We start from the raw sequence: 11,500 nt of genomic DNA, 5'->3' as shown, positions 1-11,500 counted from the left end.
TCGGCGGTAGGTGCCCGACTGCCGCCCCGGACGGAACGGCGGTGGGGAGCCGGTCACCTGAGGAAGGACGCTAAACCTGGCGGTCACGGGTTGGTGATGGATTGTCCGCAACTGGCCCTTGTGTTCCGGGTGTGACCGTATGTGACCGTCGGTCGACCGGAGCGGTCCGGTGCGGGCCGCTTCATGAGGCGATCGGGGCCCCGGCTAGGCTCCGCGGCATGGACGTACTCATCCACCTCTTCGTCGGCCTGCACATCATCGGCATCGCCTCGCTCCTCGGTGGGTTCCTCACCCAGATGAAGGCGATGGGCAAGGGAACGGCCCGGTTCGTCCCGGCGATGCTGCACGGCGCGCTGACCATGCTGGTCACCGGAGTCGTCCTGGTCGGCCTCAACCAGGCGGACGACCACACCGTCAACACCATCAAGATCGGCGTGAAGCTGGCGCTGCTGATCGTGATCCTCGGCCTCGTCTACGTGAAGCGGGACGACGAGAAGATCGACAAGCGGCTGTTCGGCCTGGTCGGTCTCCTCACGACCGCGAACATCTTCATCGCGGTGCTCTGGACCTGAGCGACCTGAGCGACCTGAGCGACCTGAGCGACCCGAGGGGGCCGTGCGGCCCGAGCGGCCCGAGCGACCTGAGCGCTCCCACCAGGACCGCGAGCCACACGGCCACCGCGATCCACAGCAGAACCTGCCCCGGGCCTCTGAGCCAGGGCGCGTCGGCGGCGGTACCCACGGACAGGGCCGCCGCCGCTGTCATTCCCATCGGGAAGGCCGTCGACCAGCGCCGGATGTCGTAGCGGGGCCGCGGCCACCACACCTCGGCCACCACGAGGACCACATACCAGGCGACGTCGAGGGTGAGCAGCAGCACGCTCGCGCTGCGCAGGGCGCCCGTGTCGTCGTCGTTCCACAGGCCCGTCGTGACGAGCTCCGACGCGGCGAGCGCCGAGATCGCGAGCGCGCCGCCCGCGATCCACTGGTCCCCCGCGCCGGTCGCGAGCTGGCGCAGGTCGAAGTGGAACAGCGCGAGGACGTACAGGACGAGCCCGCCCCAGAAGAGCACCATCCCGGTGTGCCCCAGCCAGCTCGCGCCGTCCGCGGACGCGAGCGTCGCCGCCTGGACGGCCAGGCCCTCCGTCGCGACACAGCACAGGAACACGCCTCCCGGCATCCGCGGCTCCCAGTGCCGCACGGCCTCGACCAGCAGCACCGGCCAGACGAGAACGGCCAGGGCCAGCAGCGCCTCGGCCAGGGTCTGCCACCCGAAGAGCGAGAACCGGGTGCCGAGGACCGTCGTGGCCGCTACGGCGGCGAGCGCGGGCGGGGTGTCCGCCTCGGACTCCCAGCGGGCCGGGTCCCGTACGAGGTGGCTCGCGAAGGCCGCCGCGAGGGCGAGCCAGAGGGCGGAGGCGAGCGCCAGCAGGATGCCTGAAAGCACCGCGTGACCGGTCAGGTGAAGTCCGACGGAGAGGATGCCGGTAGCCATGACGGCGGCGCCGGCCGCCGGCGGGAGCTGGGACCGGATGAGTCCGGGACGTGAGGTTGCGTTCGGGCCGCGCACCGCCCGAACGTAACCCCACGAAGCGGTCAGGCCGGGCGCACCACGCTGTGGATCGGCATGTAGTAGATCGACTCGACGCGGACGCTCGCGCCCGGCTTCGGGGCGTGGATCATCTTGCCGTCGCCGATGTAGATGCCGACGTGGCTGATGTCGTTGTAGAAGAAGACCAGGTCACCGGGTTGCGCGTTGGCCGTGGTGACCGTCGTGCCGACCTTGACCTGGTCCCAGGTGGTACGCGGCAGCGAGATCCCGGCCGCCCTCCACGCCGCCTGCGTGAGCCCCGAGCAGTCGTACGAGTCCGGTCCCGTGGCACCCCACACGTACGGCTTGCCCATCTGGGCCTGAGCGAAGGCGATGACCTTCGCGGCCTTGGCGGCGTACCCGGACCCGGTGCTTCCGGACCCCGTACCCGTGCCCGTACCCGTACCCGTGCCGGACCCCGTGCTCGATCCGGTGCCGGGGTTCTGCTTCTGCCGTGCCTCTTCGGCCGCCTTGCGCTTGGCTTCCGCAGCGGCCTGCTGACGCGCCAGCTCCTCCGCCTTCTTCCTGGCGGCCTCTTCCTTCTTCTTCTCGATCGCCGCGAGCCGCGCCTTCTCCTCGGCGGTCAGCTTCGACAGGAGTTCGCGCGCGTTGCCGAGCTTCTGCTGGACGTCCTTCTTGGTGCTCCTGAGCGTGGCCTGCGACGTGGTCAGCGACTGCAGGTTCCTGGCCGCCTCGGTGCGCTTCTTCGCGGTGGCGGCCTGCTCGGCCTGGTAGTCGTCGACGGCCTTCTTCTGTCGGCTCGTGAGCCGCGACATCAGCTGGTCCTGGTCGAAGTAGTCCTGCGGGTTGTCGGCGAGAAGAAGCGTCGCCGTGTCGGACACGGCGCCCGTGCGGTACTGGGCCGCGGCGAACGTGCCGAGCTCCTGGCGGGCCTTGTTGAGCTTCTCGGCCCGCCGCGCCACGTCGTCGAGCAGATCGCCGACGCGCTTCTGCTGCTTGGCCGTGCTCTCCTTGGCCGCGTTGTACTGCTGCGTGGCCACGCCCGCCTGGTGGTAGAGGCTGTCGACCTTCTTCTGGACCTCTTCCAGGCTCGGCTTCGACGGCTGGGCGGGGGCGGCGTTCGCGCTCTGCGAGAGCAGGGCGATGGAGGTGAGGGCCGCCGTGGTGATGCCGACGACGGGTGCCGTGCGGGGACCGGCTGTCCTGGTCCGCGGTTTGCGGTGCGACGCCAAGGGGCGCGACTCCTTCCAGTGACCGCCTACCGGGTTAGCTGTCGGGTTCGGGCGGAGATTCGGAAGGCTGCCCTACGGCCGCGCCCTGACGGGTCGTCGGCCGATTCACCCCAAAGTTCGTGGGTCCCCGGTTCCATGCCTCTCGGCGTACTGAACTCAGCGGGGGCGACCCGCTCGCGGCGCGGTTGCCGGCGGGGGGACGGGCGGCCCGCGGAGCACGCTAGCCAACGCGTGTGGCTGCTGTGAAGGTTGATGTTCGATATGCCCGATACATTTTCGTGACCTTCGACAATCTCGTTCGTGACCTCCGGCAATCGTCACGGAGGGTGATTCGTGCACTCCGCGTGGTGGTCGCGTCGGTGAAGTCGGAGGAAGTTCGCGAGGCGGCCGTGGGTGTCAGTGGGGCGGCCTAGACTCGTAAAGCGATGAGCAGCCTCTTTGACGACAGCTTCCTGGCGGACCTCACGGCTTCGAAGGCCAGTGAGGAACATGCCCCGCCGCCGCCCGAGGACGACACGGCTCCGGAGCACGTTCCGGACGACCTGTTCGACGGGAAGTTCGACGTGCCTCCGGCCAGAGATGCGTACTACCGCGGCGGCGCGCCCCGCCCGGCCCTCGACCCGGCAGCGCTCCTCGACGGGCTGAACGAGAACCAGAAGGCGGCCGTCGTCCACGGCGGCTCCCCCCTGCTCATCGTGGCCGGCGCGGGCTCCGGCAAGACCCGCGTGCTCACGCACCGCATCGCGTACCTGCTCGGTTCGCGAGGGGTGCACCCCGGCGAGATCCTCGCGATCACCTTCACGAACAAGGCCGCGGGCGAGATGAAGGAGCGCGTCGAGGCCCTGGTCGGCCCGCGGGCGAACGCGATGTGGGTGTCGACGTTCCACAGCGCCTGTGTCCGCATCCTGCGCCGCGAGAGCAAGAGGCTCGGCTTCACCTCGTCCTTCTCGATCTACGACGCTGCCGACTCCAAGCGCCTCATGGCCCTCGTCTGCCGTGACCTCGACCTGGACCCGAAGAAGTTCCCCCCGAAGTCCTTCAGCGCCAAGATCTCGAACCTGAAGAACGAGCTGATCGACGAGGAGGACTTCGCGGCAACCGCCGCCGACGGATTCGAGAAGACCCTCGCCCAGGCCTACGCGATGTACCAGTCCCGCCTGCGCGAGGCGAACGCACTGGACTTCGACGACCTGATCATGACGACGGTCAACCTGCTGCGCGCGTTCCCGGACGTCGCCGAGCACTACCACCGCCGCTTCCGTCACGTCCTGGTCGACGAGTACCAGGACACGAACCACGCGCAGTACGCGCTGGTGCGCGAGCTGGTCGGCACCGCCGCCGCCCATGACGAGGACGTGGAGGCGGGTGTCGACGTACCGCCCAGCGCGGACGACCTCGGCCCGGCCGAGCTGTGCGTCGTGGGTGACGCGGACCAGTCGATCTACGCGTTCCGCGGAGCCACCATCCGGAACATCCTCCAGTTCGAGGAGGACTATCCGGACGCGACGACGATCCTGCTCGAGCAGAACTACCGCTCGACGCAGACGATCCTCTCCGCGGCGAACGCGGTCATCGAGCGGAACGAGTCCCGCCGCCCCAAGAACCTGTGGACGAACGCGGGCGCGGGCGCCCAGATCACCGGCTATGTCGCCGACACCGAGCACGACGAGGCACAGTTCGTCGCCGACGAGATCGACCGGCTCACGGACGCGGGCGACGCCAAGGCGGGCGACGTCGCCGTCTTCTATCGGACGAACGCGCAGTCCCGTGTCTTCGAAGAGATCTTCATCCGCGTCGGCCTGCCCTACAAGGTCGTCGGCGGAGTCCGCTTCTACGAGCGCAAGGAGGTCAGGGACGTCCTGGCCTACCTGCGCGTCCTGTCCAACCCCGAGGACTCCGTCCCCCTGCGCCGCATTCTCAACGTGCCGAAGCGGGGCATCGGCGACCGCGCCGAAGCCATGATCGACGCCCTCTCCCAGCGCGAGAAGATCTCCTTCCCGCAGGCACTGCGCCGCGTCGACGAGGCGTACGGGATGGCGGCCCGCTCGACGAACGCGGTGAAGCGGTTCAACACGCTGATGGAGGACCTGCGCACGATCGTCGAGTCCGGCGCCGGCCCGGCCACGGTCCTGGAGGCCGTGCTCGAACGCACCGGATATCTCGCCGAGTTGCAGTCCTCCACCGACCCGCAGGACGAGACGCGCATCGAGAACCTTCAGGAACTCGCCGCCGTAGCCCTGGAGTTCGAGCAGGAGAACGCGGCGGCAGCGGCGGCTGCCGCTGACGGTACGGAAGGAGCTGCCGGTACGGACGGGGCTGACGGGGCCGAGGGGGAGGCCGCCGCGGCGAGCCCCGGCACGCTCTCCGAGTTCCTGGAGCGGGTCGCGCTCGTCGCCGACTCCGACCAGATCCCCGACGAAGAGGACGACGGCTCCGGTGTCATCACGCTGATGACCCTGCACACGGCCAAGGGCCTGGAGTTCCCCGTCGTCTTCCTGACCGGCATGGAGGACGGCGTCTTCCCGCACATGCGTTCCCTCGGCCAGGTCAAGGAGCTGGAGGAAGAGCGCCGCCTCGCCTATGTGGGCATCACACGCGCGCGTGAGCGGCTCTATCTGACGCGCTCCACGCTGCGCAGCGCCTGGGGCCAGCCCTCGTACAACCCGCCGTCCCGCTTCCTGGAGGAGATCCCGGACGCACATCTGGAGTGGAAGCGGACGGGTGCGGTGGCGCCGGCCAAGTCGGCTGGGCCGACGAGCGGGATCGCCGCGTCCCTGTCGTCCTCGCGCTCGCGCACGACACCGGCGTTCGCCACGCGCCGGGCGACCGAGAAGCCGGTCGTCGCGCTGTCCGTGGGAGACCGTGTCACGCACGATCAGTTCGGCCTCGGCACGGTCGTCGGCGTCAAGGGCACGGGGGCGAACGCGGAGGCGACGGTCGACTTCGGCGACCCGAAGCCGAAGCGGCTGCTGCTGCGGTACGCGCCGGTGGAGAAGCTTTAAGCGGGGCAGTTCCTCGCGGGGCTCGGCTCGGCCCTACGTCGGGTCGAGCCCGTGGCTGCGGAGCCAGGGGAGCGGGTCGACGGCCGAGCCGCCGCCGGGGCGCACCTCGAAGTGCAGGTGCGGGCCGGTGGAGTTGCCGGAGTTCCCGGAGTGCGCGATGACGTCCCCGGCCTTCACCGGTCCGCTCGTCACGGTGCGGCTGGAGAGGTGGCAGTACCAGGTCTCCGTGCCGTCCTTCGCCGTCAGGATCGTCATGTTCCCGTACGCGTTGTTCCACTGGCTGCGGATGGTGCCGTCGGTCGCGGCCATCACCGGAGTGCCGTAGGAGACGGGGAAGTCGATGCCGGTGTGGATGGACATCCAGTTGATACCGGCCTGTCCGAAGTACGCGCTCAGCCCGCGCTGCGTGACGGGGAGGACGAACTTGGGCCGCAGCCGCTCCTTGCGGGCCGCCTCCTCCGCCGCCTGCTTGCGCTGCTCTTCCTGCTTGGCCCTGAGGTCGATGCGTTCCTGCGTGCGGCTCGCCCGGTCGGCGAAGTCACCCGCGTCCGCGGAGAGGTTCGCGAGCTGGGTGTCCAGCTTGTTGTTCGCGACGGACGGCTTCACCGCGGTCGCGTCGGGCGCGGATGCCGCCGTCGTGTCCTTGCTGTCGTCGCCGCCGAGACCGCCGACGGAGGCCGCGGCCACTCCCGCGACACCGATCACGCACACGGACGGCACCGCGACCGTGAACAGGGCGGAACGCTTGGCGGGGGTGCGGCGGCGGGAACGGGAGCGCTGCGCGGGCGCGACCGGGGCGGGCCGCTCGTCGCGGGCGACGATCTCCTCGACGTCCTGCGCGTCGTCGACATCGTCGGCGTCGTCGGCGTTCCCGATGTCCTCGGTATGGCTCAACTCGGGCTCGGGGGCGTCGGGTTGGCCGTAGTCGTGGCGGGCGTCAGGGGATTCGAAGGAGTCGAAGGAGTTGGGGGCGTCTGCGGCGGCCGGATCGGCGAAGGCCGGCGCTTCGAAGGCCTGCGTCGCGAACGGCTGGGCCTCGAACGCCCGCGCGTCAAAGGCCTGCGCGTCGAAAGCCTGAGTCTCGTAGGTCTGGTTCTCGTAGCCGTGGGCCTCGAAGCCCTGGGTCTCGTAGCCCTGCGCGTCGAACGTTCCGGTCGTCCCGGTCGCCCCGTTGTCGAAAGCGGACGGTGCCTGGAAGGTCTGCGTGCCGAACGCGTCTTGCGCGCCGAACGCATCCTGTGTGGCGAAGCCGTCCTGTGTGGCGAACGCTTCGTGCGGGGTGAACCCCTGCGACGGCGCTCCGAAGGTGCTCGCGTCCCACTGCCCGCTCTGATCGGCCCACGCGCTCGTGTCCCACTGGCCGGAAGCGTCCGGCCCGGACTGCGCCGGAATATCGGCGAGTTGCTGATGAGCCGCGGTCCCCCAGACGGCGGTGGTGTCGTAGCCGCCGGTGTCGTACGAGGAGGTGTGCTGCTGGGCCGCGTACGGGTCGTGGTGCGGCGGCTCCTGTGCCGTCAGCGTCTGCTGCGCGCCGGTCGACCACTGGGCGTCGGCGTACGAACCCGTGCCGTGCGCGCCGGAATAGTCGCCGAAGAGCGGATCGGTCACGAAAGCGCCGGTGGCGTGTCCGTCGTAACCGGTGTAGCCGCTGTGCTGCGCGCTCTGCGGGTCATACGAAGCGTAGGGCGCATAGTCGGCGTCCTGAGCCGGAGCCGGGGTGGTCTGATTCCCCGACGGGTGACGGTCGTTCACCAACTTCTCTTTCGCCTCGACAACAGGGGCTGCCAGAGCAGTGCGGTGACTGTACCCGGCGGTACGCGGGCTCGACAATCTTCAGCAGGTTTCCCGCTCGCAGGAAAGGGGCATTCGGCTGTCTTTCGGCGGACTGTGGGCAGAGCTTTGGCTCTGCGTTCGAGATTCGTTCGACGTTTGGCCAGTTCGGAGATGGTTCGGGGGCAATTCGGGGGCGGTTCGGGGGCGGTTCGGGGGCGCGAATCAGGCCACGGTCAGGCCGCTGACGGAGTCGGTGGCGTGCGCTCCATGTGACCCCTCGGCGTCGAGCGCCTGCCGTATACCGGTGGCGACCGCCGGGTGGACGGGAAGCGCGAGATGCCCGACACCGGTCACGCGGACGTTGTGCGCGATCAGGTCCGGGTGGTCGATGCAGGCCGTCTCCAGCGGAACCATGATCTGGTCGAGGTCGCTCCAGAAACTCACGAAGTGGGTGCGGCAGCCGGGCGCGGGCCGCGACAGCTCCTCGATGACGGTCGAACCGGGGCGCATCTGCCGGACGATCGGGTGCGCGTCCATCAGCGGCGCGATCGTGGTGCCCCGATGCGGGGTGCCGAGCGACACCAGCGTGCGCACCCGCAGATCGCCGCCTAGGCACTGCACGTAGTAACGGGCGATGAGTCCGCCGAGGCTGTGCCCCACGATGTCGACCCGGTCGTGGCCCGTGCGTTCGCAGATCTCCTCGACATGGCGGCCGAGCAGCGCGGCGGCGGTGCGGATGTCGCACGTCAGCGGGGAGTAGTTGAGCGACTCCACGTGGTGCCTGCCGTGCTGGGCGAGGGAGCGGCGCAGCAGGACGAAGACGGAGCGGTTGTCGATGAAGCCGTGCAGGAGGAGGACCGGGGGTTTGCTGTCGGCCCCAGGCAGGCGGGTCGTGCGGGCGCCGAGGGTGCCGGGGCCCCGGTGCAGGGCGCCGCCCTCCGGTACGCCCGTCAGGCCGGTCAGGTCTGTCGGACCGGTCATGCCTGTCAGGCCGGTGCCGTCCGTCGGGTACGAGGCTTCGTCGTCCGTGCCCATCCGCTCGGTGACCTCCGCGTCGTCCGCGTACAGGGGGTCGGGAGAGCGGATGCCCCTGCGCTCCTGGGTGATTCCGGACGGGTAGAGGAGGAGGTGCCCGGCGAGGATCGCGACCTCGAGAGCGGTCGCCTTCAGCAGGGCGACGGAGATTCCGGTCAGTCTCGCGGGAATCAGCTGACAGAGCGGGCGAAAGGGCAGGATCGTGATGACCTTCATGGCCGACCTCCCGTCGGCACCCGGGGAACGGCTCTGTATCCCCGTGTGCCCTCATGGGAAGCATGCGCCGAGGTGGCTGACAGCGCTCGTCGTGCGCGGGCGGTGACCAGTTGGTGCCCGTGCGTGAGGACCGCGGCGCGGCCCGGAATCTCCGTGCGTACCGCGGCGCCGATGCGCCCTGCCGCCGCCCGCCGCTCGGTCTGCGACGGTGTGGTGCGGCTGTTCTCTTTGCGGCTCCCCTTGCGCCCTGTGCCCCCGGAAAAGCGGCGTCGGAGCCGCCTGCGGCGGCCTGGCGCGCAGTGAACGTGTCCCAACGTGTGATTTCCCCCTCGCTCCGCACCGCGAAACGGTCGGTTGCGGGATGCTGTCGATAACGTTCGTTCACTTCCCGGGTACGCATCAGGTCAGGTATCGGGTAGAAGTCGCTTCATGGAGGCAGTGATGGGTGTGGCAGCCGGTCCGATCCGCGTGGTGGTCGCCAAGCCGGGGCTCGACGGTCACGATCGTGGGGCCAAGGTGATCGCGCGGGCGCTGCGCGACGCCGGTATGGAGGTCATCTACACGGGCCTGCACCAGACGCCGGAGCAGATCGTCGACACGGCGATCCAGGAGGACGCCGACGCGATCGGCCTCTCGATCCTTTCCGGCGCGCACAACACGCTCTTCGCGCGCGTCATCGAGCTTCTCGTCGAGCGCGACGCCGAGGACATCAAGGTGTTCGGCGGCGGGATCATCCCCGAGGCGGACATCGCTCCGCTGAAGGAGAAGGGCGTGGCGGCGATCTTCACCCCGGGCGCGACGACGGCGTCGATCGTGGACTGGGTCCGCGCGAACGTCCGCCAGCCCGCCGGGGCGTGATCCCTGCCAGGGGTCTTTCTCGACGGTGATCCACGGTGATCCACGGTGATCAACGGGCATCCGCGTGATCCACGGTGGTGGGGCCGGTCGGCCCCACCCCATGCCTACGTCCCCTTCAACTCGTCCCGCATGGCCCGCCGCAGGCGCAACGTGCTGACGAGGCGCTGGAACGCCTCCGACCAGTAGCCGCCGGCTCCGGGGGCCGCGTCCTCCGGTTCGTCCGGGGTGGCGGTGAGGCCTTCGAGTCTCGCCGCCTCCGCCGGGTCGAGGCAGCGTTCGGCCAGGCCCATGACGCCGCTGAAGCTCCAGGGGTAACTGCCCGCGTCGCGCGCGATGTTCAGCGCGTCGACCACGGCCCGCCCGAGCGGTCCGGCCCAGGGCTGCGCGCAGACCCCGAGCAGCTGGAACGCCTCGGACAGGCCGTGCGTCGCGATGAATCCCGCCACCCACTCGGCCCGTTCGGCGCCGGGCAGCGCGCCGAGGAGCTTCGCCCGCTCGGACAGCGATACGGCGCCGGGGCCCCCGGCGTCCGGCGACGCCGGTGCCCCCAGGAGGGCCCGTGACCACACGGCGTCCCGCTGGCGCACCGCCGCCCGGCACCAGGCGGCGTGGAGTTCGCCCTGCCAGTCGTCGGCCACGGGCAGCGCGACGATCTCCTCCGGGGTGCGCCCGCCGAGCCGCACGGTCCAGTGGCCGAGCGGCGTCGACTCCACCAACTGGCCGAGCCACCACGACCGTTCGCCCCGCCCCGTCGGCGGTTTCGCGACGACCCCGTCCCGTTCCATGCCCGCGTCGCACTCGTGCGGTGCCTCGACCGTGATCGTGGCCGCGCTCTGTGTGCGGTCGACCGCGACGCAGGAGGCCGCGCGGGACGCCATCCGGGCCGCGAGGGCCGAGCCGGGGAGCGCGGACAGCAGCTCGGCGGCCGTCGCTCTGACGTTCCGGCTGCGGTCGGCCAACGCCTGTTCCAGGAACGGCTCGTCGGCGTCGGCGAGGCCCATGCGCAGCGAGTCGAGGAACATCAGCCGGTCCTCGGCCCGCTCGGTGGACCAGGTGGTGGCGAGCAGTTCGCGCGCCGCGGCCGGGCTGTGAGCGCGCACGGCCGACAGGAGGGCGACGCGCTCGGCGAACAGGCCCTCCTCCCACAGGCGCTGTACGTCGGCCGCGGACTCGAGGGCCGGGAGCGCCGTGCCGCCTCCGGGTGTGGAGCGCAGCGCGAACTTCCAGTCCGGGTTGAGGCGCGCCAGCCACAGTGCGCGCGGGCCCGCGAACGTGAGGGCCTGGGGGCGCAGGTCGGTGCGTCCGCGGGCCGCGTCGAGGAGTGCGGGCAGCAGCTCGGGTGGTGCCGCGTGCCCCTGTTCGTTGGCCATGGCCAGCCATTGGGGCAGCAGCTCCATCAGATCGGGGGCCGTGCCGCGGCGGCCGCCGGCTGTACCGGGCCGGTCGGTGAGCAGCATCGCGAGCCTGCTTCGCGCGGGGGCCGGGAGCGGGGGTCGGGTGTCGTCCGCCGCTCGTCCGGGAAGCGCCGCGGCGGGCGCCGGGCGCAGGCCCGCGCGTCGTCGGACGGTCTGTACGGCGGCCGCGTCGAGCAGTGCGGTGGGAGCGCCGGCGCCGGTCGGGTGTCCCGGCGGCGTACGCCGGTCCGTCCCCAGCAGGGCCACCGTGACCAGCTCTTCCCACGCGTCGCCCGCAGCGTCGTCGCCCGCAGCGTCGGCACCCGGTGTGTTGCCGAGGTGGGGCGTCGCATCGCTGTCGGTCGAAGGTCCGTTCATGTCGCTCCTCTCCAGGGTGTGGGATCGCTCCAGGGTGTGGGACCGCTCTGTGGCCCGGTTC

General features: G+C 70.6%; 8 protein-coding genes and 1 riboswitch. Of the genes, 3 read left to right on the top strand and 5 right to left on the bottom strand.

The genetic code is table 11. From position 1 onward, the window contains the following. The first annotated feature begins 218 nt into the window (after positions 1–218). Positions 219–572: a hypothetical protein gene (locus EOT10_RS32710; RefSeq protein ID WP_127832005.1), complete on the top strand. Its 354-nt coding sequence runs from the start codon at positions 219–221 to the stop codon at positions 570–572. Here the strand turns inward: EOT10_RS32710 and EOT10_RS32705 are convergent. Both EOT10_RS32705 and EOT10_RS32700 read right to left on the bottom strand, forming a co-directional pair. Further along, positions 550–1,569: a tellurite resistance/C4-dicarboxylate transporter family protein gene (locus EOT10_RS32705; RefSeq protein WP_223281340.1), complete on the bottom strand. Its 1,020-nt coding sequence runs from the start codon at positions 1,567–1,569 to the stop codon at positions 550–552. The two genes, EOT10_RS32710 and EOT10_RS32705, sit on opposite strands and share 23 nt — an antisense overlap. Before the next feature lie 26 nt (positions 1,570–1,595). Beyond that, positions 1,596–2,783 (bottom strand): C40 family peptidase, encoded by a 1,188-nt coding sequence (locus tag EOT10_RS32700; protein WP_127832003.1) that lies wholly within the window; start codon positions 2,781–2,783, stop codon positions 1,596–1,598. Between the two features lie 7 nt (positions 2,784–2,790). Further along, positions 2,791–2,941: riboswitch (cyclic di-AMP (ydaO/yuaA leader) on the bottom strand. Between the two features lie 267 nt (positions 2,942–3,208). Here EOT10_RS32700 and pcrA point away from each other — a divergent pair. Then, positions 3,209–5,785 (top strand): DNA helicase PcrA, encoded by a 2,577-nt coding sequence (gene pcrA, locus EOT10_RS32695; protein ID WP_127832002.1) that lies wholly within the window; start codon positions 3,209–3,211, stop codon positions 5,783–5,785. Between the two features lie 33 nt (positions 5,786–5,818). Here pcrA and EOT10_RS32690 read toward each other — a convergent pair whose 3' ends face one another. Next, complete coding sequence (locus tag EOT10_RS32690) at positions 5,819–7,537, bottom strand: M23 family metallopeptidase (protein ID WP_127832001.1); 1,719 nt, start codon at positions 7,535–7,537, stop codon at positions 5,819–5,821. Between the two features lie 243 nt (positions 7,538–7,780). Then, on the bottom strand, positions 7,781–8,809 hold the full coding sequence (locus EOT10_RS42230) for a lipase family alpha/beta hydrolase (protein ID WP_223281339.1): 1,029 nt from the start codon (positions 8,807–8,809) through the stop codon (positions 7,781–7,783). A gap of 441 nt (positions 8,810–9,250) precedes the next feature. Here EOT10_RS42230 and icmB point away from each other — a divergent pair, with 441 nt between their 5' ends. After that, a complete protein-coding gene (gene icmB / locus EOT10_RS32675) occupies positions 9,251–9,667 on the top strand; it encodes a coenzyme B12-dependent isobutyryl CoA mutase small subunit (protein WP_127832000.1) in 417 nt (138 codons plus the stop codon). A 104-nt stretch (positions 9,668–9,771) separates the two neighbouring features. On the opposite strand, the gene EOT10_RS32670 is transcribed toward icmB, so the two are convergent. After that, positions 9,772–11,439, bottom strand: a complete 1,668-nt coding sequence (locus EOT10_RS32670; protein WP_223281338.1) for a DUF5691 domain-containing protein — start codon at positions 11,437–11,439, stop codon at positions 9,772–9,774. Positions 11,440–11,500 lie beyond the last annotated feature (61 nt).

It is taken from the genome of Streptomyces antnestii (assembly GCF_004005495.1).
In the GTDB taxonomy this organism is placed as follows: domain Bacteria; phylum Actinomycetota; class Actinomycetes; order Streptomycetales; family Streptomycetaceae; genus Streptomyces; species Streptomyces antnestii.
Note: the sequence above shows the minus strand (reverse complement) of the source record. Positions and strands in the feature narration are given on the sequence as shown.

Bases quoted from the DNA above. Each gene is read 5' to 3' on its own strand.
- EOT10_RS32710 (WP_127832005.1), top strand. From the start codon at position 219: ATGGACGTACTCATCCACCTCTTCGTCGGCCTGCACATCATCGGCATC.
- pcrA (WP_127832002.1), top strand. From the start codon at position 3,209: ATGAGCAGCCTCTTTGACGACAGCTTCCTGGCGGACCTCACGGCTTCG.
- EOT10_RS42230 (WP_223281339.1), bottom strand. From the start codon at position 8,809: ATGAAGGTCATCACGATCCTGCCCTTTCGCCCGCTCTGTCAGCTGATT.
- icmB (WP_127832000.1), top strand. From the start codon at position 9,251: ATGGGTGTGGCAGCCGGTCCGATCCGCGTGGTGGTCGCCAAGCCGGGG.
- EOT10_RS32670 (WP_223281338.1), bottom strand. From the start codon at position 11,439: ATGAACGGACCTTCGACCGACAGCGATGCGACGCCCCACCTCGGCAAC.